This is a genomic window from Pseudonocardia sp. NPDC046786, assembly GCF_040645415.1.
Taxonomy (GTDB): domain Bacteria; phylum Actinomycetota; class Actinomycetes; order Mycobacteriales; family Pseudonocardiaceae; genus Pseudonocardia; species Pseudonocardia kongjuensis.
Genome location: NZ_JBEYYF010000011.1, coordinates 159,533 through 178,913 on the forward strand (window position 1 = coordinate 159,533; position 19,381 = coordinate 178,913).

17 protein-coding genes are annotated in these 19,381 nt (G+C 75.2%); 6 read left to right on the forward strand and 11 right to left on the reverse strand.

Annotation, left to right across the window (positions count from 1 at the left end):
- Positions 1–845 precede the first annotated feature (845 nt).
- The 4 genes from ABZ881_RS16155 to thiD all read right to left on the reverse strand — a co-directional run bounded on the left by ABZ881_RS16155 (position 846) and on the right by thiD (position 5,482).
- On the reverse strand, positions 846–1,670 hold the full coding sequence (locus ABZ881_RS16155) for a xanthine dehydrogenase family protein subunit M (protein WP_358485280.1): 825 nt from the start codon (positions 1,668–1,670) through the stop codon (positions 846–848).
- Complete coding sequence (locus ABZ881_RS16160) at positions 1,667–2,215, reverse strand: (2Fe-2S)-binding protein (protein WP_344021067.1); 549 nt, start codon at positions 2,213–2,215, stop codon at positions 1,667–1,669. Before ABZ881_RS16160 ends, ABZ881_RS16155 begins: the two co-directional genes overlap by 4 nt.
- Positions 2,212–4,470, reverse strand: a complete 2,259-nt coding sequence (locus ABZ881_RS16165) for a xanthine dehydrogenase family protein molybdopterin-binding subunit (protein ID WP_358485281.1) — start codon at positions 4,468–4,470, stop codon at positions 2,212–2,214. The genes ABZ881_RS16160 and ABZ881_RS16165 overlap by 4 nt, the downstream gene beginning before the upstream one ends.
- A gap of 154 nt (positions 4,471–4,624) precedes the next feature.
- Positions 4,625–5,482 (reverse strand): bifunctional hydroxymethylpyrimidine kinase/phosphomethylpyrimidine kinase, encoded by an 858-nt coding sequence (gene thiD, locus ABZ881_RS16170; protein WP_358485282.1) that lies wholly within the window; start codon positions 5,480–5,482, stop codon positions 4,625–4,627.
- A gap of 191 nt (positions 5,483–5,673) precedes the next feature.
- On the opposite strand from thiD, the gene ABZ881_RS16175 reads away from it, so the two are divergent.
- Entirely contained in the window at positions 5,674–6,306 is a 633-nt protein-coding gene (locus ABZ881_RS16175) for a Uma2 family endonuclease (RefSeq protein WP_358485284.1), read from the forward strand.
- Between the two features lie 52 nt (positions 6,307–6,358).
- On the opposite strand, the gene thiC is transcribed toward ABZ881_RS16175, so the two are convergent.
- The gene (thiC, locus tag ABZ881_RS16180; protein WP_358485286.1) at positions 6,359–7,996 is read right to left on the reverse strand and encodes a phosphomethylpyrimidine synthase ThiC; all 1,638 of its coding nucleotides are present in this window, start codon (positions 7,994–7,996) and stop codon (positions 6,359–6,361) included.
- Between the two features lie 207 nt (positions 7,997–8,203).
- Here thiC and ABZ881_RS16185 point away from each other — a divergent pair, with 207 nt between their 5' ends.
- Positions 8,204–8,638, forward strand: coding sequence for a nitroreductase family deazaflavin-dependent oxidoreductase (locus tag ABZ881_RS16185; protein WP_358485288.1), 435 nt, complete (start codon positions 8,204–8,206; stop codon positions 8,636–8,638).
- Between the two features lie 49 nt (positions 8,639–8,687).
- On the opposite strand, the gene ABZ881_RS16190 is transcribed toward ABZ881_RS16185, so the two are convergent.
- Both ABZ881_RS16190 and ABZ881_RS16195 read right to left on the reverse strand, forming a co-directional pair.
- Entirely contained in the window at positions 8,688–10,841 is a 2,154-nt protein-coding gene (locus ABZ881_RS16190; protein ID WP_358485289.1) for an FtsX-like permease family protein, read from the reverse strand.
- The gene (locus tag ABZ881_RS16195; RefSeq protein ID WP_358485290.1) at positions 10,838–11,617 is read right to left on the reverse strand and encodes an ABC transporter ATP-binding protein; all 780 of its coding nucleotides are present in this window, start codon (positions 11,615–11,617) and stop codon (positions 10,838–10,840) included. Before ABZ881_RS16195 ends, ABZ881_RS16190 begins: the two co-directional genes overlap by 4 nt.
- Positions 11,618–11,848: 231 nt before the next feature.
- Between ABZ881_RS16195 and ABZ881_RS16200 the strand changes: the two genes are divergently transcribed.
- Both ABZ881_RS16200 and ABZ881_RS16205 read left to right on the forward strand, forming a co-directional pair.
- Positions 11,849–13,021 carry a histidine kinase gene (locus ABZ881_RS16200; protein ID WP_358485291.1) on the forward strand — a complete coding sequence of 391 codons (1,173 nt, stop codon included), beginning with the start codon at positions 11,849–11,851 and terminating at the stop codon, positions 13,019–13,021.
- On the forward strand, positions 13,018–13,659 hold the full coding sequence (locus tag ABZ881_RS16205) for a response regulator transcription factor (protein ID WP_358485293.1): 642 nt from the start codon (positions 13,018–13,020) through the stop codon (positions 13,657–13,659). The genes ABZ881_RS16200 and ABZ881_RS16205 overlap by 4 nt, the downstream gene beginning before the upstream one ends.
- 4 nt (positions 13,660–13,663) lie before the next feature.
- Here the strand turns inward: ABZ881_RS16205 and ABZ881_RS16210 are convergent, their stop codons facing one another.
- Both ABZ881_RS16210 and ABZ881_RS16215 read right to left on the reverse strand, forming a co-directional pair.
- A complete protein-coding gene (locus ABZ881_RS16210; protein ID WP_358485294.1) occupies positions 13,664–13,936 on the reverse strand; it encodes a hypothetical protein in 273 nt (90 codons plus the stop codon).
- 61 nt (positions 13,937–13,997) lie between these two features.
- Positions 13,998–14,621, reverse strand: coding sequence for a peptide deformylase (locus tag ABZ881_RS16215; protein ID WP_358485295.1), 624 nt, complete (start codon positions 14,619–14,621; stop codon positions 13,998–14,000).
- A gap of 216 nt (positions 14,622–14,837) precedes the next feature.
- On the opposite strand from ABZ881_RS16215, the gene ABZ881_RS16220 reads away from it, so the two are divergent.
- Together ABZ881_RS16220 and ABZ881_RS16225 are read left to right on the forward strand one after the other, a co-directional pair.
- A complete protein-coding gene (locus tag ABZ881_RS16220; protein ID WP_085910476.1) occupies positions 14,838–15,152 on the forward strand; it encodes a DUF3263 domain-containing protein in 315 nt (104 codons plus the stop codon).
- Positions 15,153–15,210: 58 nt separating this feature from the next.
- Positions 15,211–15,900 carry a LytR C-terminal domain-containing protein gene (locus ABZ881_RS16225; protein WP_358485297.1) on the forward strand — a complete coding sequence of 230 codons (690 nt, stop codon included), beginning with the start codon at positions 15,211–15,213 and terminating at the stop codon, positions 15,898–15,900.
- A gap of 82 nt (positions 15,901–15,982) precedes the next feature.
- On the opposite strand, the gene ABZ881_RS16230 is transcribed toward ABZ881_RS16225, so the two are convergent.
- Positions 15,983–18,352: an AAA family ATPase gene (locus tag ABZ881_RS16230; RefSeq protein ID WP_358485299.1), complete on the reverse strand. Its 2,370-nt coding sequence runs from the start codon at positions 18,350–18,352 to the stop codon at positions 15,983–15,985.
- Between the two features lie 17 nt (positions 18,353–18,369).
- Positions 18,370–19,380 carry a CDP-diacylglycerol--serine O-phosphatidyltransferase gene (pssA, locus tag ABZ881_RS16235; protein ID WP_344021098.1) on the reverse strand — a complete coding sequence of 337 codons (1,011 nt, stop codon included), beginning with the start codon at positions 19,378–19,380 and terminating at the stop codon, positions 18,370–18,372.
- Between the last annotated feature and the right edge of the window lies 1 nt (position 19,381).

Here is a 19,381-nt window from a genome sequence, read left to right on the forward strand (position 1 = left end):
GAGCACGCCCCATGGCACGCGACCCGGCCAGGTGGCGCTCCCGCGCAAGAGGCCCCGCGGAACCGCCCCGATCCGGTGCCAGGGCCCGCGACCGCGTTCCGCGGAACGCGGCCGGTCAGGTCGCACGCCGACGAGCACAGCGCGCACGTCACCGCCCGGCACGTCGTGCGGCTCCCGCGAGTGCACTCCGGGAACGCCGCCGATCGCCCGGCGCCGCCCCGATCGACGGCGCCGCGAGCGCGGTCCGCGGGTGACGGCACGGCACGGGGCGGGGCGGCACGAGGGGCGGCACGGGGCGGAGCAGAGCGGGGCGGCGCGGGGCGGGGCGAGCGCGGTCCGCGGTACCGGCCCGACCCGGTGCCAGGCCCCGCCAAACGCGTTCCGCGGAACGCAGCCGGTCGGGTCGCGGGCCGCGCGAAGACCCCGCCGGCACAGTCCGACCGGACGGGAGAGCGCGAGAGTGCGTTCCGCGGAACGCGGCACGCCCGGTCCGGTCCGGTCCGGTCCGGTCCGCACATCCCGGGGAACCCGGCGTCAGCAACAGCGGCCCGGTCGCGTCCACGGTCCGGCGCCGGTCGTGGGTGCGTTCCGCGGAACCCGCCCGACCCGGTGCCGGGCCCTGCCGACGCGTTCCGCGGAACGCGGCCGATCGGGTCGGAGGCCCCGCGGGCACACCCCGCCGAACAGCTGCCGGCCGGGCGCGAGGGCGCTGGAACACGTCTCGCGGGACGGTCGCCGGCCCGTACCCCGGCCGGCCACACGGCACGGCGCGGCACGTCGCAGCGCAGCGCACGACAGCGGAGTGCAGAAGGGCCGGAGCGCGGGGGCCACCCGCTGTGCGTGCGTCAGCGCCCGCCGCGGGACGTCTCCAGCGCCCGCCGGGTGAGCACCTGCACCAGGTGCGTCCGGTAGGCGGGGGTGCCGTGCGTGTCGGACGGCGGCTCGGTGCCCTCGGCGGCCAGCGAGGCCGCCTCGGCGATCGAGCGCCCCTCCGCGAGCGCCTGCTCGGTCGCGGTGGCCCGCAGCGCCGTCGACCCCATGTTGACCAGGCCGATCCGGTCGTCCGACACCGCGACGGCGACGATCGCCCAGTCGTTGCTGCGCCGGGTGAACTTCTCGTAGGCCCACCCCTTGTCCCCGCTGCGCGGGAACCGGACCTCGACGATCAGCTCGTCCGGCTCGCGGACGGTCGAGAAGACGCCGGTGTAGAACTCGCCGATCGGCACGGTCCGCTTGCCGCGCGGGCCCTGCAGCACGACGGTGGCGTCCAGCGCGAGCGCCGCGGCGGGCAGGTCGGCCGCCGGGTCGGCGTGCGCCAGGGTGCCACCGAGGGTGCCGCGGGCCCGGATCTGCGGGTCGCCGACGGTGCGGGCGACCGCGGGGAGCAGCGGGACCTCGGCCGCGAGCAGCTCGGAGTCCACCACGTCCCGGTGCTTGGTACCGGCACCGACGGCGACCTCGCCGGCCGCCTCGTCCAGCGTGATGCAGGACAGCTCGGACAGCCGGCCGATGTCGATCAGGAACTCGGGCGCGCCGAGGCGCACCTTCATCACCGGGATCAGCGAGTGGCCGCCGGCCAGGACGCTGGCGTCCTCGCCCTTCTCGGCGAGCAGCGCGATGGCGTCGTCGAGGGTGTCCGGGCGGGCGTAGTCGAAGGCGAGGGGGATCATGCGCCCGCCTCCCCGCGGGAGAAGCCCGGTGCGGTGCGCAGCGCGTCGGACTCCGCCTCGGCCTTCTGCTCGGCGTCCGGGTCCTTGCCGGCGGCGACGAGCACCGCGCGGACGATGTTGTGGTAGCCGGTGCATCGGCAGAGGTTGCCCTCCAGCCCCTCGCGGACCTTGCGCTCGTCCAGGTCGCTGTCGTGGCTGATCAACGACACCGCGGACATCACCATGCCCGGGGTGCAGAACCCGCACTGCAGGCCGTGCTCGGCGTGGAACGCCTTGGTGACCGGGTGCTCCGGCCGGCCGTCGCCGGCGCCGTCGAGCCCCTCCATGGTGGTGACCGACTGCTGGTCGGCCTGCACCGACAGCACGGTGCACGACTTCACGGCCTCGCCGTCGAGCAGCACCGTGCAGGCGCCGCAGGAGGTGGTGTCGCAGCCGATGTTGGTGGCCTTCAGCCCCACGGTGTCGCGCACGTAGTGCGCGAGCAGCTGCCGGGGCTCCACGTCGGCGCTGGTGCGCTCGCCGTTGACGGTGATCTCGACCTTCACTTGGAGGCCTCCTGAATGGCTTCCCAGACCCGCAGCGGGGTCAGGGGCATGTCGATGTGCGTGACGCCCAGGTGCGACAGGGCGTCGATGACGGCGCTCTGCGTCGCCGGGGTGGACCCGATCGTCCCGGCCTCGCCGATGCCCTTGTAGCCCATCGGGTTGACCGGGGTCGGGGTGGTCATCTCGACCAGGTCGAAGCTCGGGAGCTCGGCCGCCGAGGGGATGCCGTAGTCGGCGAAGGTGCCGGTGAGCGGCTGGCCCTCCTCGTCGTACATCACCTCCTCGAGCAGCGCCTGCGCGATGCCCTGGGCGATGCCGCCGTGCCGCTGCCCGTCGCAGAGCAGCGGGTTCAGGATCGGGCCGGCGTCGTCGACCGCGACGATCCGCTCGACGGTGACCTTGCCGGACTCGGTGTCCACCTCGACCACGCAGACGTGCGCGCCGAACGGGAAGGTCGGTTTCTGGCCGTCCCAGGTGGTGTCGACCTTCAGCTCCTCGCGCGACGCCAGCTCGGCCAGCGTCACCGACTTCCCGGGCACGCCCGCGACGGTGATCGCGGCGTTCGCCGGGTCGAGCTCCAGGTCGTCCACACTGGCCTCGAGCAGCTCGGCGGCGCGCTGCTTGGCGAGATCGACCAGCTCACCGGACGCCTGGTGCACCGCGACGCCGCCGGTCTGCAGCGAGCGCGACCCCATCGTGCCGCCGCCGCGCGGCACCAGGTCGGTGTCACCGTGCCTGACGGTGATCTTGTCGATCGCGATCCCGAGCTGCTCGGACGCGAGCATCGCCCACGCCGTCGCGTGCCCCTGGCCGTGCGGGGAGGTGCCGGTGAGCACGGTGACCGTGCCGTCGGGGTGCACCTGCACCGAGGCGTCCTCGGCGTAGGCGCCACCGCCGGTGATCTCCACGTAGGACGACACGCCGATGCCGAGCTGCCGGACGTCGCCGCGCTCGCGGCGCGCCTTCTGCTCCGCGCGCAGCCGCTCGTAGCCGGACTCGGCCAGCGCCAGGTCGAGCGCCTTGGCGTACTCGCCGGAGTCGTACTCGACGCCGCCCTTGGTCTGGAACGGGAACTTCTCCGGGGCGACGACGTTGAGCCGGCGCACCTGCGCCGGGTCCATCCCGATCTCGGCGGCGAACAGGTCCATCGCGCGCTCGACCGCGGCGGTGGCCTCCGGTCGGCCGGCGCCGCGGTAGGCGGCGATCGAGGTGGTGTTGGTGACGACGGCGCGGGCCCGCGAGTCGACGTTGGCGATGTCGTAGGTGCCCGGCGCCATCATCCGGGTGAACATCGGCAGGAACGTGCCGAGCCGCGGGTAGGCGCCCAGGTCCTGCACGACGTCGAGCCGGTAGTGGGTCACCCGGCCGTCGCGGCTGCCGCCGATCGTCACGGTCTGGCGCTGGGCGCGGCCCTGCACCATCCCGGTCATGTTCTCCGAGCGGGACTCGTTCCAGCGCACCGGACGGCCCTGCTGCCGGGCGAGCCAGGCGACCAGCGCGAACTCCGGGTCGGAGCCGATCTTCGCGCCGAACCCGCCGCCGACGTCCGGAAGGATCACCCGGACCTTGTCCTTGTCCAGGCCCAGCCAGCCGGCGACCTCGTCGCGGCCGCCCTGGGCGTTCTGGTTGGACATGTAGACGGTGAGGTGGTCGCCCTCCCAGAACGCGCTCGCAGCCCGGGTCTCCAGCGGCGCGGCGGCCAGGCGCTGGTTCACCAGGTCCCGGGTCACCACGACCTCGCAGCCGGCGAAGAAGTCCGCGTCCGGCTCGGAGTCGTGCCCGTAGGCGGCGGCGGTGTTGGTGCCGGCCTCCGGGAAGAGCAGGGTCTCGTCGTTCGCGGCGGCCAGCGGGTCGATCACCACCGGCAGCGGCTCGTACTCGACGTCGACCAGCTCAGCGGCGTCCTCGCCCTGGTAGAACTCCTCGGTCAGCACGGCGGCGACCGGCTCGCCGACGAAGCGGACCCGGTCGGTCGCCAGGAACGGCCGGGTCATCGCCTTGTTGGCGCCCGGGAAGAGCAGCGCCGGCGCGATGTCGAGATCGGCCCCGGTGACCACGGCGACCACGCCGGGCGAGTCGAGGGCGGCCGAGGTGTCGATCGAGGTGATCGTCGCGTGGGCCAGCGGCGAGCGGACGAGCGTCAGGTGCAACGCCCCGGTCAGCCGTTCGTCGGTCAGGTCGTCGGTGTAGGTCGCGCCGCGCGTGAGGAAGACCGGATCCTCGGTGCGGACGACGCGGGTGCCCAAGATGCTCATCGTCGCCGAGCGTATAGCCGTCCAGGGCCGTATGCGACGCGCGAAACAGGAAGATCGTGCAGGTCAGGGCACCCTTACTCGGGGTGGGATCCGCATCTGCGGCCCCGATCCCCCGCACAGTCCGACCATCAGGAAACCTGCGAACGACCGCGCGTCAGCGGCCCGGTTCCTCCCACCACGGCCGGATCGCCCAGAGCGGCGAGACCGGACCGTGCCCGGCGCCCAGCGGGTAGGAGTGCCGGACGGCCTCCACGATGTACCGCTTCCCGAACCGCACCGCGTCCTCCAGGCCGAGCCCGCGGGCCAGTCCGGAGGCGATAGACGCGGCCAGCGAGTCGCCGCCGCCGTGCGTGTTGCCGGTGTCGAAGCGCGGCCCGGGCAGCTCGACGAAGGTGTCGCCGTCGAACAGCAGGTCCAGGCAGCCGTCGGTGTCCTCGGTCAGGTGCCCGCCCTTGACCAGGACGGCGCCGGGCCCGAGCGCGTGCAGCGCCTTCGCGGCGGCGTACTGGCCGTGCCGGTCGTGCACGTCGTGCTCGACGAGCAGCCGGATCTCGTCCAGGTTCGGGGTGACCAGGGTGGCCCGCGGGAACAGGGTGTGCCGGTAGGCGTCCAGCGCCTCGGTGGCCAGCAGCGGATCGCCGTGCATCGACGCCGCGACCGGGTCGACGACCAGCGGCGTGGCCCGGTCCCGGCCGATCCCGTTGTCGTCGCAGGCCGCGGCGACGGCCTCGATGATCCCGGCGGTCGCGAGCATCCCGGTCTTCGCGGCCTGCAGCCCGATGTCCCCGGCGACGCTCGCGATCTGCCCGGTGATCGTCTCGACCGGGATCGTGTGCACGCCGGTGACGCCGACCGTGTTCTGCACGGTCACCGCGCACACCGCGACGCAGCCGTGCACCCCGCAGGCGGCGAACGCACGCAGGTCGGCCGGAATGCCTGCGCCGCCGCCGGAGTCGGTGCCGGCGATCGTCAGCACCCGCGGCGGGGTCGTACCGACGGTGGGTTCGGCCATGGTCGAGTCCTCACTCCCTGGCCGGCATTACCCGGCCGGTCCGCGGTCGGCGGCAACTCCCCGCCCTCTCAGCCCGCTCGTCCGCGAGCTCCCGCACCTGCGCACCCGACCGTAACCCGGACCCGGGACGCGCGGTCGCGGCGGCCGGGGATGTCGGTGCCGCGTGGGACACTCCGCGTCGAGGAGGCCAGATGAGTGCACAACCCTCTGATCCAGCGCCCGGCCCGGGGTCCGTAGCTGCGCCCGGCTGGCGCAGGCCGGTGCCGCCGCCGCATCCGCTCACCGTCGCCGAGTACCTGGCGATCGGGGAGGTCGAACCCGGCTACACCGAACTCGTCGAGGGGCAGCTGATGATGGCTCCCAGCCCAGCACCCCGGCACAACAGAGCGCAGCTGCGGCTCGCCGGGCAGCTCGCGTCGCAGCTCCCGGAGGGCCTCGAGGTCCTGCCCGAGATCGACGTGGACCTGGCGCTGTCCGGGCCGGACCGGCCGGGCTGGGTGCGTCGGCCGGATCTGGTCGTCGCACCCCGGGAGTCGTTCGAGCGGGTCGACCGGGAGGGCGGAGCGATCCGGGCCGCCGAGGTGACCCTGGTGGTGGAGATCCTCTCCCCCGGGTCCCGCCGGACCGACCACGTGACCAAGCGCGGCGAGTACGCCGACGCCGGGATCGGCCACTACTGGATCATCGACCTGGGCGAGCCGGTGTCGCTGCTCGCCTGCCACCTGGCCGGCGAGTTCGGCTACGCCGACGGCGGCGTGGTCACCGGGCGGCACACCGCCGACCGGCCGTTCGCGGCCGATTTCGATCTCGACGCGCTCGGCTGAGCACGGTGCGGGACGCCCCCCGACCGGCCGTCCCGCACCTGCCCCGGCCGGGTCAGTCCCCGGCCGGCGCGATCGGCAGGTGGACCCGGCCGCCCGCGTCGCGGAACTCGGCCGACTTCTCGTCCATCCCGGCCTCGATCGCCTCGACGCTGGTCAGCCCGTGCGCCTCGGCGTAGTCCCGGACGTCCTGGGTGATCTTCATCGAGCAGAACTTCGGCCCGCACATCGAGCAGAAGTGCGCGGACTTCGCGGGCTCCGCCGGCAGCGTCTCGTCGTGATAGGACTGCGCCGTGTCCGGGTCCAGGGACAGCGCGAACTGGTCCCGCCAGCGGAACTCGAAGCGGGCCTGGGACAGGGCGTCGTCACGGGCCTGCGCGTGCGGGTGCCCCTTCGCCAGGTCGGCCGCGTGCGCGGCGATCTTGTAGGTGATCACGCCGATCTTCACGTCGTCCCGGTTCGGCAGGCCCAGGTGCTCCTTCGGGGTGACGTAGCAGAGCATCGCGGTGCCGGCCTCGGCGATCCGGGCGGCGCCGATCGCCGAGGTGATGTGGTCGTAGCCGGGCGCGATGTCGGTGGCGAGCGGGCCGAGGGTGTAGAACGGCGCCTCGTCGCACCACTCCTCCTCCAGCCGCACGTTCTCCACGATCTTGTCCATCGGGACGTGGCCGGGGCCCTCGATCATCACCTGCACGTCGTGCGCGCGGGCGATCCGGGTCAGCTCGCCGAGCGTGGCCAGCTCGGCCAGCTGTGCCTCGTCGTTCGCGTCGGCGATCGATCCGGGACGCAGCCCGTCGCCGAGCGAGAAGGTGACGTCGTAGCGGCGGAGGATCTCGCACAGGTCGGCGAACCGGGTGTACAGGAACGACTCACGATGGTGCGCCAGGCACCAGGCGGCCATGATCGACCCGCCGCGGGAGACGATCCCGGTGACCCGCTTCGCGGTCAGCGGCACGTACCGCAGCAACACCCCGGCGTGCACCGTCATGTAGTCGACGCCCTGCTCACACTGCTCGATCACGGTGTCCCGGTACACCTCCCAGGACAGCTTCGCCGGATCGCCCTGCACCTTCTCCAGCGCCTGGTAGATCGGCACGGTGCCGATCGGGACCGGCGAGTTGCGCAGCAGCCACTCGCGGGTCCGGTGGATGTCGGAACCGGTCGACAGGTCCATCACGGTGTCGGCACCCCAGCGGGTCGCCCACACCATCTTGTCCACCTCCTCGGAGATCGAGGAGGTCACCGCGGAGTTCCCGATGTTCGCGTTGACCTTGGTGAGGAACCGCTTGCCGATGATCATCGGCTCCGATTCGGGATGGTTGACGTTCGCCGGGATCACCGCGCGGCCGCGGGCGACCTCGGAACGCACCAGCTCGGCGTCGCACCGTTCGCGGATCGAGATGAACCGCATCTCGGTGGTGATCACCCCGGCCCTGGCGTACGACAGCTGGGTCCCCGGCTCCCTCGAGGAGATCCACGGAGCGCGCAGCGCGGGCAGGCCCGCCCGCACGTCGATCTCCGCATCGGCATCGGTGTAGGGGCCGGAGGTGTCGTAGACGTCGTGGTGCTCGCCGTTCGAGAGGCCGATCCGGCGGACCGGGACCCGGATCCCGTCCGGACCGTCCACGTAGGACTTGGTGGATCCGGCGATCGGCCCGGTGGTGACCTGCGGGCACACGTGAGCGGTCGTCATGACGACAGTCCTCCCTGGCCGGCATTACCCGGCCGGTTCTGCGGTCGGCGACCGATCGGTCCGCCCTCTCAGCCCCGCGCGCCGGAGCTCCCGCGTGTTCAGATGTGCCCCGACCGTAGGCACCGTCCGGCCCGACACGCCAGCCCCCCGGCGCTTCTCACCCGGATGCCGGGAATGATCTTCGCCGGTTCGTGGTTGTCCACCGGCATGACGCAGAGAGCCGAACTGAGCCCGACCGACTGGGTGCGCGGGCAGACCGAGCAGATCCTGGAGAGCGGGACGACCGAGGGCGTGACGGTGCTGGACCGTCCGGTCGTGCTGGTGACGACGACCGGCGCGAAGTCCGGCACGAAGCGCTACGTACCGGTCATGCGGGTCGAGCACGACGGCGCCTATGCGATGATCGCGTCCAAGGGCGGCGCGCCGGAGCACCCCGCCTGGTACCACAACGTGAAGGCACATCCCGAGGTCGAGCTGCAGGACGGCACCGCGACCGGGGTGTACGTCGCCCGGGAGCTACCCGAGGGCCCCGAGCGGCAGGCCTGGTGGGACCGCTCGGTCGAGGCGTACCCGCCCTACACCGAGTACCAGGAGAAGACGTCCCGGCTGATCCCGGTGCTCGTGCTGGAGTCGAAGGGCTGAGCACCGCCGGTCGCGCGCCCGCCCCCTCGTGCGGGCGCGCGACCGCGGTTCACCCGACGACGCCGTGTGCGGGCTCGACCCGCCCGGCGCGCCGCATCGGGGCGACCGACGCCGCCACCGAGACCACCGTGACCACCGCCGCCAGGCCCACCAGCTGCCCGACCGGCGGGGTCCCGCCGTCCATGCCCATGGCGCGCAGCGCCAGCAGCCCGTAGACGGCGCCGAGCAGCACGCCGACGACGGCCCCCACCGCCCCGGCCAGCCCGGCCTCCGCCGCGACCGCACGCCGCGAACCCGCCCGGGTCAGGCCGAAGGTGCGCAGCAGCGCGATCTCCCGGGTGCGCTCGCCCACCGAGAGCGCGAGCGTGACCGCGACCCCCACCACGGCGACGACGACTGTCGTCCCGATCAGTCCGGCGCCGATCGTCCGCGCGACCGACAGCCCGGACTCCATCTGCTCCCGCACGTCCGCCGTCCAGGTCACCGAGCCGGCGTCGCCGATCACCCCGGCGACCGCCTCCCGGACGGCCCGCGGATCGGCACCCGGCACCGCGTCCACCCGGACCTCGGTCCCGGCGGCGTACGCCTGCAGCTGCGGCTCCGCGTCCAGCGTGACGGCGAGCTGCTGCGCGGCCGCGCCGCGCGCCGCGTCGTCGCCCTGCCACACCGGGAGGATCACCGCATCGGCCGGGTAGGCCCGGTCGATCGAGGCCCGCGCGTCGTCCGAGGCCCCCGCGACGGCCACCAGCAGCGCCGCGGTCAGCCCCACGCCGAGCGCGAGCACCGTCGTCATCGCCGCGGTCCGCCGGGACAGCCTGCTGGCGTTCGCCACCGCCAGCCGCAGCGGGCCGGACCGGTCCGCCACCGGACGCAACAGCGTCGCAGCCGCCGAGATCAGGAACGGCCCGGTCACCACCAGCGCCGCGAACAGCAGCAGCCCGCTGAGCGCGATCACGGCCAGCCCGGCGAGCTGCTCACCGAGCGTGACGCCGATACCGGCCGTCCCGGCCGCCAGCACGGCCAGCACCGCGGCGGCCGGCAGCCGGGTCCGGGCCCGCGGGGCGCGTGCCTCGGTCACGTCCGCGGCTCCGAGCGCCACCACCGGCGGCACCCGGCCCGCGGCGCGGGCCGGCGGCAGCGCGGCGAGCACCGTCGTCAGCACCGCCAGCAGCACGCACCCGGCCAGCCACAGCGGCTGCACCGCGAGCGCCGGGGCGTCCACACCGGACATCCGGGCGACGGCGATCCCGGCGTGCCCGGCGCCGACCGCGGCCGCCGTCCCGAACACCCCGGCGACCAGGCCGGTGAGCGCGGCCTCGGCGAGCACCGACCGGGTCACCTGCCCGCGGCTCGCGCCGACGCACCGCAGCAGGGCCAGGTCGCGGCTGCGCCGGGCCAGCACGATCCGGAACGTCGAACCGACCACCACGGCGGAGGCGACCAGTGCGAGGCCGACGAACACCGACAGCCCGGCGAGCACCGCCAGCACCGACGCGGACGCCTCGGCGATCTCGGCGTCGCGCTGCTCGGCAGCGGTCCGCACCCGCTCCCCGCCGGCGGCCGCGCCGAGCGCCGCGGTGTCCGCGTCGCCCGCCACGTCGATCCGGGACGCGTACAGCGTCCCGTCCAGCGCGAGCGCGTCCTGTGTGGTCAGCACCAGCGAGTCCAGCGACTCGAACGGCAGGCCGACCACACCGGCGACGCGCATCGACTCCCCGCCCAGCCGCACGGAGTCACCCGGCACCAGACCGGTGCGTTCCGCCGTGGCGGCCCCCACCAGCACCTCACCCGGCCCGGCCGGGCGCCCCTGCTCCGGCGCGGGCAGCACGCTCAGCGGGCCGGTCATCGGATCCGACGACACCAGCCAGTCCCCGCTGGTCGTCCCGGCCGCCACCGGGACGACGCCGGAGAAACCGGGCGCCACGTCGGTCACCCCGGGGACCGCCCGCAACCGCTGCGCGAGCGTCCCGGCAGCGCTGTCGGCATCGGCATCGGTGCTGCGCACGGAGACGACGTGCGACGCGCCCGCCGGGGTGTGCACCGCGTCCTCGGTGAGGGCGGCGCGCAGGGTGCCGGTCAGCAGCACCGCCCCGGCCGCGAACGCCGTCGCCACCAGCACGGCGAGCCCGGTCAGCAACAGCTGCCGGGGGCGGCGGCGGATCCCGGCGACGGCCGCGCGGGTCGCCGGGTTCAGCAGGCTCATGCCCGGGCCCCCTGCCCGGCCGGCCGGACGCCGGTGGCGCGCTCGCCGGACAGCGCCCCGAGCGCGGCGAGCACCGCGTCCGGGGTGGGGGCGACCAGCCGTCCCGCGGCGAGCCCGTCGCGCAGCAGCAGCACCTGGTCGGAGACCGATGCGGCGAGCGGATCGTGGGTGACCATGACGACGGTCTGCCCGTAGTCGTCGACGCAGGCCCGCAGCAGCCCCAGCAGCTCCCGTCCGGACGTGGTGTCCAGCGCGCCCGTCGGCTCGTCCGCGAAGACGATCTCCGGCCGGCCGAGCAGCGCCCGGGCCACCGCGACCCGCTGCCGCTGTCCGCCGGACAGCTCCGAGGGCAGGTGTCCCAGCCGCGCGCCGATCCCCAGCCGGTCCACCAGCTCGGCCCGCCATGCCCCGTCCGGGCGGCGCCCGGCGAGCGCGACGGCCAGGTCGATGTTCTCGCCCGCGCTCAGGTGCGGGAGCAGGTTGCCGTCCTGGAACACGAAGCCCATCCGGTCCCGGCGGACCCGGGTCAGCTCGGCGTCGCCGAGCGTGCCGAGCCGGGTGTCGCCGAGCAGCACCTGGCCCGACGTCGGCCGGTCCAGCCCGGCGAGACAGTGCAGCAGCGTCGACTTCCCGGACCCGGACGGCCCCATCACCGCGGTGAACCGCCCGGCCGGGATGTACAGCGTGATCCCGGCCAGCGCCGACACCGCGCCGGGTCCCGATCCGTAGCGCCGGACCAGTTCGACGGCACCGGCCGCCGCGGCGGCACCCGTCACAGCTGCTCCCCCCAGCCCTCGAGCAGCGGCAGGGCCGCCATCGACAGCAGCATCAGGAACAGCACGACACCGCCGGTGACGGCGACCGCGTTCATCAGGACCTCGATCATGTCCACAACGGTGCCGGGCGGCGGCGCCGCGCACCTCGGACCACGGGACGGTCTTCCCGGTCGGGTGGCTCGTACTTCCGGCTGAGGCCGGGCCAGCCGTCTCGGCCCTACGGTGATCGCCATGACGTCCCCGACGGTCGTCCTCCCGCGTGGTCCCGCCCGGCCGACCCGCTCGCTGATGTTCACGCTGGAGGCCTTCGCCTACCTGTTCTGGCTGGTGCTCGACCTGTTCGCGGCACCAGGACTGTCCGACGGCCGCGCGCTGTGGATCTCCGGGGTGCTCGCCGGCGTCGCAGTGGCCGGCGTGGTGCTCGCCCGGTACCGGTACCCGGTGGTCGGCACCGCCGTGGCCGCGTTCATCGCGTCCGCGCTGCTGTCGGTGCTGGCCTGGCCGTCCGGGGCACCGCTGGTGTCACTGGCCGAGCTGTTCGCGCTCGCCGTCGTCACGGTGGCGGTGATCCGGCGGACGGCGGGCGGCGCGGCGGTCGGGTTCGCCGTGGCGTCCTTCGTGGTGATCGTCGGGATGCCGCTGCTGCGGTTCGACGATCCCGACCGGGCCACCGCGATGGCGCTCGCCGGGCTGGGCTGGGCGAGCACGGTCGCGGTCGCGGCGGTGCTGCGCGAGCTGGGGGTGCGCCGGGACGCCCGGCTCGCCGCCACCCGCAACGACGAGCGGATGGAGCTGGCCCGGGAGCTGCACGACGTCGTCGCGCACCACGTCACCGGGATCGTGGTGGCCGCGCAGGCGGCGGTCGCCGTCGCCCGGACCCGCCCCGAGCAGGCCGGCCCGGCGCTGGAGTCGATCGAACGGGCCGGCGCGGAGGCGCTCACCGGGATGCGCCGGATGGTGGGCGTGCTGCGCGGCGGCGAGGAGGCCGCCCGCGCGGTCGCGCACGGCCCGGACGACGTGGCCGAGCTGGTCGGCCGGTTCGACCCGGCCGGTGAGCGGACCGTGCTGGAGATCGATACCGGGCTGGACCCTGCGCGGCTCGCACCCGGGGTCGGCGCCACCGCCTACCGGGTCGTCCAGGAGGCGCTGACCAACGTGCACCGGCACGCGCCGGACGCGACGTCGGTGCAGGTCCGGCTGGAGCTGCGGGACGACAGGCTGGCGGTCGGTGTGCGCAACGAGGGCGGTTCCCCGGAGCGCAGGCCGCGCCCGCACGAGCGCGGCGGGTTCGGCCTGGCCGGGATGGCCGAGCGGGTCGGCGCGCTGGGCGGCACGCTGCGGGTCGGCCCGGACGGGCCGGGCGTCTGGGAGGTGCTGGCGGAGCTGCCGGCGGTGGCCCGGTGAGCATCGGCGTGGTGCTCGCCGACGACCAGGAGATGGTCCGGACCGGCTTCCGGCTGATCCTCTCCGCCGAGGACGACATCGAGGTGCTCGGCGAGACCGGCACCGGCACCGGCGCGGTCGCGCTGGCCCGCGAGGTGCGCCCCGACGTGGTGCTGATGGACATCCGGATGCCCGGGATGGACGGCATCGAGGCGACCCGGGCACTGTGCGCCGATCCGTCCCCGCCGCGGGTCGTCGTGGTGACGACCTTCGATCTCGACGAGTACGTCTACGGCGCGCTGCGGTCCGGGGCCTGCGGCTTCCTGCTGAAGGACGCCGGCCCGCGGCTGCTGGTCGAGGCGGTGCGGGCGGCCGCCGCCGGGGACGCGCTGGTGTCGCCGTCGGTGACGGTGCGGCTGCTGGAGCGGCTGACCGAGCCCGTCGCGCCGCGGCCGGCCGCGCTGGCGGCGCTGTCCGCCCGGGAGCTGGACGTGGTGCGGGCGGTCGCGCGGGGGCGGACGAACCACGAGATCGCCGGGGACCTGTTCGTGTCGCTGTCGACGGTGAAGACGCACATCGCCAACATCGGGTCCAAGCTGGACGCCCGCAACCGGGTCGAGATCGCGGCCTGGGCCTGGGAGAACAAGCTCGTCGAATGACGCCTCAGTGGACGGCGCGCAGGGGGGCGGCCGGGCGGCGGGGGTGCGGGACGGACAGCACCGCGCTGACGTCGCCGAGCGCCTCCGGGAACGCCGGCGGCATCCCCGTCTCCACCGGCACCGGCACGGCCGCCGGGGCCGGCACCGGCCGGGCCTCCCCGGCGGCGGTGCACTCGCGCTCGGAGGCACGGTCGTCCCAGAGTTCGAACAGCGGCTGCGCCGCCATGACCAGCAGCACGGCGAGGACCGGGAGGACGGCGAGGATCGTGAGCACCATGGCGTCCACGATGCCCAGCCGGGGCGGCCCCCACATCGGCCGCAGGACCGGTTCCTGCAGGTCAACCCCTAGTACCGGGGTATGAGTCCCGGGGTCGGTCTCGGGGTACGTCCTCCGCGTCGACCGCCGAGGGATCCCACGAGTCCGACGGCCCACCCCAGCCGTTGCGGCGCAGCATCTTCTTGGCGCCCCGCTGGTTGCGGCCCATCAGCCGGTCCAGGTAGAGGTGGCCGTCGAGGTGGTCGACCTCGTGCTGCAGGCAGCGGGCCAGGAAGCCCTTGCCCTCGACGTCCACCGGGTTGCCGTCGACGTCGGTGCCGGTGACCCTGGCCCAGTCGGCGCGGCCGGTCGCGAAGCTCTCGCCGGGGACCGACAGGCAGCCCTCCTGGTCCTCGTCCGGGTCGGGCATGATCTCCGGGATCTCGCCGGTCTCCAGCACCGGATCGAGCACGTGCCCGCGGCGCATCATGCGGGTCTCGGGATCCGGGCAGTCGAAGACGAACAGTCGCAGGTCGATCCCGACCTGGTTGGCCGCGAGCCCGACCCCGTTGGCCGCCGCCATCGTCTCGAACATGTCGTCGACGAGCGTGCGCAGCTCGTCCTCCCCGATGTCCGCCGCCGCCACCGGGCGGGTGGGCCGGTGCAACACGGGGTCGCCGACCATGCGGATGCGCAGAACCGTCACCGTCGCAGGGTACGGTCGCGCCGCGCGGTGCCCGCTCCGGGTGACGGGGCCCGCCCCCGGCCGATGGGTTTCGGGCGCCCCGGGGCGCGTCGCGGCGACTCGCCGTCGGTCCCGTGTGGTTCAATCCGACCTCGAATGACAGCTGTGTCATTCGGTATCGGCGGTGGCCCTCCGGAGGGCCGTCGCCGTCAGATCGTCGGCCGCTCGAGGAGCGTGATGGAGTCCGCTGGGTCCCTCTCGGAACGCCGCGGAGCGCACCGGCGCTCCGCAACCCCCTCCCGCGAGCTCGACCGCCGGGAGCGCGAGATCCTCGCGTTCGAGGCCCAGTGGTGGAAGTACGCGGGCGCCAAGGAGCAGGCGATCCGCGAGCTCTTCGACATGTCCGCGACCCGCTACTACCAGGTGCTGAACGCGCTGGTCGACAAGCCCGAGGCGATGGCCGTCGATCCGCTGCTCGTGAAGCGCCTGCGCCGGCTGCGTTCCAGCCGTCAGCGCACCCGCGCCGCCCGCCGCCTGGGTCTCGAGCCCTGAGACCGGGAAGCCCGGAGGCAGCCGTGAGCCGCAGCTCGAGCCCCAATCGGAGGTCACGATGACCGCACCCGCGTCCGGCGGAACCTCGCCGCTGAAGATCGCCGGTATCGCACTGATCGGCGTCGGCGTGCTGGCCGGTGTCGTCGGGCTGTCCGGTCTCGGCGGCGGTGACGAGAGCCCGCAGGCCGCGCCGCCGCCGGCGACGGCCGATCCCGCCCCCGGCGGGGACGGTGCAGCGCCAGCCCCCGGCGAGGACGGGGCCGATGGCGCCGACGGGGCCGCCCCCGGTGGGGAGGGCGCCGACGGGGGCGCCCCGGGCACCTCGCCGTTCACCCCCGGCGCCCCGGGCACGCCCGGTTCCCCCGGCTTCGACGGCACCGGCGCGGACGGCGCGCCGCCGCCGCCCGCCGCGGCCGGGCCCGCCCCGGGCGGCACCGCGAGCGAGGGGTCCGCCGTGGCCGTCCGGCCCGCCGTCCGGATCTACAACAACTCGACGATCCGGGGTCTCGCCGAGCAGGCGGCCGGGAAGTTCCGCAGCAACGGCTGGACCGTGTCGCAGGTGCAGAACTACTCGGCGGGCGTGATCCCGACGACCACCGTGTACTACCGGACCGGCACCGCCGAGAAGGCCGCGGCGGACGAGATCGCCCGCGCCTTCGGCATCCGGGCCGAGCCACGCTTCGACGGCATCCAGGACGCGACACCCGGCGTGATAGTGATCGTCACCCGGGACTTCTCGGCGGCCTGACACCGAACCTGCTCCCCAGCGCGCCGACGACCCCGGACGGGCATCCCGTCCGGGGTCGTCGTCCGTCGGGGACCGGCCGGGCTCAGTCGCTGCGCCGCCGCGCGTACGCCTCGAGCTCGGCGACCTGCTCGGGGTCCAGCGAGGGCCGGACCGCCCGCCGGGCGGCCGCGACGTGCACCGCGGTCACCTCGCCCGCCTCCAGCGACTCGCGCATCGCGGTCAGCGCGGCCTCCCGCAGCAGCGCGGCGCAGTCCGCCGCCGAGTAGCCGTCCAGGTCGGCGGCGAGCTCGTCCAGGTCGATGTCGTCGCCGAGCGGGACGTCCCGGCCGGCGGCCCGGAGGATGTCGGCCCGGGCCTCGGCGTCCGGCGGCGGGACGAACACCAGCCGCTCCAGCCGGCCCGGCCGCAGCAGCGCCGGATCGATCAGGTCCGGCCGGTTCGTCGCCCCCACGACGACGACCTCGCGCAGCGGCGTCGCACCGTCCAGCTCGGTGAGCAGCGCCGCCACCACCCGGTCCGCGACGCCGGCGTCGGTCGATCCGCCCCGGCGCGGGGCGAGCGCGTCGACCTCGTCCAGGAAGATCAGCGCCGGGGCGGCCTCCGCGGCCCGGCGGAACAGCTCCCGGACCGCCCGTTCGGACTCGCCGACGTACTTGTCCAGCAGCTCTGCGCCCTTGACCGCGAACACGTTGAGATCGCCGGTCCCGGCCAGCGCGCGCAGCAGGAACGTCTTGCCGCCGCCGGGCGGGCCGTAGAGCAGCACGCCGCGCGGCGCGTCCACCCCGAGCCGGGCGAACGAGTCGGGATGGCGCAGCGGCCAGAGCACCGCCTCGGTCAGCGACTGCTTGACCTCGGTCATGTCGCCGACGTCGTCGAGGGTCAGCCCGCCGTGCCCGAGAGCGCCGCCACCGGACAGCGAGATCGGCCGGACCGAGCCGACGGCGCCGAGCAGGTCCTGCTGCCGGACCTCCTCGATCCCGTCGGTGCCCTCCCCCGCGCCGCGCAGCGCGGCGGCGATCGCGGCCTCCCGGCGCACCGCCGCGAGATCGGCGACGACGAAACCCGGTGTCCGGGCGGCGATCACCCCGAGATCGACGTCCCGGCCGCGCGGGACGCCGGCCAGCAGCCGCTCCAGCAGTGCGCGGCGGGTCGCGGCGTCCGGCAACGGCACCGTGAGCTCGCGGTCGACCAGGTCGGGTGCGCGCAGGCGCGGATCCAGCGACTCCGGTTCGGCACTGGTGACGACGAGTGCGGGCCCGCCGGGCGCGGTGGCCGCGCACAGCTCGTCGAGCACCAGGGTGGCCAGCGGCGGCGGGTTCGACGCCGGGAGCAGCGCGTGCGCGTCGTGCACGAGCAGCACAGCGGGTTCGTCCGCGGCCGGGCGCGCGTCGGCGATCGCGGCCCGGACCCGCTCGGCCGCGGCCGCCGGTTCCAGGGCGGCGACTGCCGGCGCGACGAGCTCCACGCAGCGGGCCCCCGCGGCGGCGGCGGCGCTGCGCACCAGCGTCGCCTTGCCCACCCCTTCCGGCCCGCTGACGAGCACGCCGAGCCGGGCCTCGCCGCCGAGCCGGGTGAGCAGCTCGGGACGGCGGAACATCAGCTCCAGCCAGTCCAGCAGCCGCCGGGCGACCGGCTCGTTCGCGGCCAGGTCGTCGATCGACGGGGGCGGCTCGGCCTCGGGCACCGCCCGATCCCCGGCGGGGTCGTCACCGGCGGCAGGGTTCCCGGCAGCAGGGTTCCCGGCGGCAGGGCTTCCGGCCGTGCCCGCACCGGCGGCCCCTTCGCCGGCAGCGCGCTTCCCGGGCCCCACCGCTGCCGCCCCGCCCGACCCGGCCGCACCACCCGGCCCGGCACCCGCCCGCACCGCGACCGTGCCGGTGTCCGCGCCGCCCTGCCAGCCGACCACGGTGGACGGCGCCACCACGACCGGCCCGCCGGCCGGCTCGGCGACGGCGACCGTCAGCAGCTCCGAGGTCCACGCGCCACCGACCGCCGCGGCCAGCGCCCGGCGCACCGAGTGCACGTCCGCACCGGGCGGCGGGGCGATGTCCTGCGGCAGCAGCGAGACCGCGTCCCCGCGCAGGAGCACCTTCCCCATCAGCGCCAGCCGCAGGGTCGCCGGGCCGACGGTCGCGGTCGCGAGCCGGGAGCCGATCAGCCGGACCTCGCGGGCGGCGGACACCTCCGCGGGCGCGACGACGACGGCGGCGCCGTCGGTCAGGCCGGCGTTGGACAGGGTCACGTCGTCGAGCCGGGCCTGGCCGTGCGGCACCGAGGCGTCACCGGCGACGGCGAGCGCGGCGGTCGGTCGGGAACCGGTGAGCAGCACCGCGTCCCAGGACCGCAGGCCGAGGCCGGCGAGCACCTCGGGATGCAACCGGATCACCCCCCGCCGGGCGTCGGTGGCCGCCGGGGCCAGGCGCGCGACCAGGGTCAGCGAGGGGTCTCCCACCCGCGCCACGCTAGTGGTCAGCGACGGCGCAGCCCGAGGCGGCGCCCGGATCCGCGGGGGGCCGGGGCGACACCGGGGCCGTGCACCGCCCGGCCGTTGCCGGACCGGCTGTTCTCCCGGCGGGCGGCGCCGTCCGGGTCGAGCCGGCGCCGGACCCCGCGGGCCATCGCACCGGCCCGGCCGGCGACCCGGCGGCGCAGCGGCGGCCGCAGCCCGAGCCGGCGGGCCGAGCGGGCGGCCCGGGCGACGGCCCGGCGCTGCCGGGTCGGGACGTCCCACGCCTCCGGGTGCCGGGCCAGCCAGCGGTACCGGTAGGCGGTGTAGGGCAGCAGCAGCAGGTAGCCGGTCGCGGCCACCGTGACGCCGAGGAAGGGCACCGTGAACAGCGCCGCGGCGATCGCACCGACGCCGACCAGCAGCGGGGCGATCGCCCGCTGCGGCACGCGGACCGCCTTGAGCGACACGGTCGGGATCCGGCTGACCATCAGGCCGGCGGTGAACAGCGCCCAGACCGCGACCACCGGCTCGGCCGACCACCAGCCGGGCCCGAGGTGCAGCCACAGGTAGAGCGGGATCCCGGCGGTCATGGCCGCGGCCGGGGCCGGGACGCCGACGAAGAACTCGCGGGCGAACGGCGGCGCCTGGTCGTCGTCGAGCAGCGTGTTGAACCGGGCCAGCCGCAGCGCCATGCAGACGGCGAAGACGAGCGCGACGATCCAGCCGGCCCGGGTGTCCTCGAACGCCCAGATGTAGATCACCAGGGCCGGCGCGACGCCGAACGACACCAGGTCGGCGAGCGAGTCCAGCTCGGCACCGATCCGGCTGGACGCGTCGAGCAGCCGGGCGAGGCCACCGTCCAGGGCGTCGCAGAGCGCCGCCGCGAGCACCGCGCCGATGGCCAGGTCGAACCGGCCCTGCAGGGCGAAGTAGACGGCCGACAGGCCGGCGCAGAGGTTGAGCACGGTGACCGCGTTGGGCAGCAGTCGCACGCCGGCCGGGTACCCCTTCGCCGGAGGCCCGATCGTCATC

Excerpts from the sequence above, each read along its gene's own strand:
- ABZ881_RS16200 (WP_358485291.1), top strand. The coding sequence starts at position 11,849 with ATGACGTCCCCGACGGTCGTCCTCCCGCGTGGTCCCGCCCGGCCGACC.
- ABZ881_RS16165 (WP_358485281.1), bottom strand. The coding sequence starts at position 4,470 with ATGAGCATCTTGGGCACCCGCGTCGTCCGCACCGAGGATCCGGTCTTC.
- thiD (WP_358485282.1), bottom strand. The coding sequence starts at position 5,482 with ATGGCCGAACCCACCGTCGGTACGACCCCGCCGCGGGTGCTGACGATC.
- ABZ881_RS16220 (WP_085910476.1), top strand. The coding sequence starts at position 14,838 with ATGGAGTCCGCTGGGTCCCTCTCGGAACGCCGCGGAGCGCACCGGCGC.
- ABZ881_RS16175 (WP_358485284.1), top strand. The coding sequence starts at position 5,674 with ATGAGTGCACAACCCTCTGATCCAGCGCCCGGCCCGGGGTCCGTAGCT.
- pssA (WP_344021098.1), bottom strand. The coding sequence starts at position 19,380 with ATGACGATCGGGCCTCCGGCGAAGGGGTACCCGGCCGGCGTGCGACTG.
- ABZ881_RS16225 (WP_358485297.1), top strand. The coding sequence starts at position 15,211 with ATGACCGCACCCGCGTCCGGCGGAACCTCGCCGCTGAAGATCGCCGGT.
- ABZ881_RS16185 (WP_358485288.1), top strand. The coding sequence starts at position 8,204 with ATGACGCAGAGAGCCGAACTGAGCCCGACCGACTGGGTGCGCGGGCAG.
- ABZ881_RS16155 (WP_358485280.1), bottom strand. The coding sequence starts at position 1,670 with ATGATCCCCCTCGCCTTCGACTACGCCCGCCCGGACACCCTCGACGAC.
- thiC (WP_358485286.1), bottom strand. The coding sequence starts at position 7,996 with ATGACGACCGCTCACGTGTGCCCGCAGGTCACCACCGGGCCGATCGCC.
- ABZ881_RS16210 (WP_358485294.1), bottom strand. The coding sequence starts at position 13,936 with ATGGTGCTCACGATCCTCGCCGTCCTCCCGGTCCTCGCCGTGCTGCTG.
- ABZ881_RS16190 (WP_358485289.1), bottom strand. The coding sequence starts at position 10,841 with ATGAGCCTGCTGAACCCGGCGACCCGCGCGGCCGTCGCCGGGATCCGC.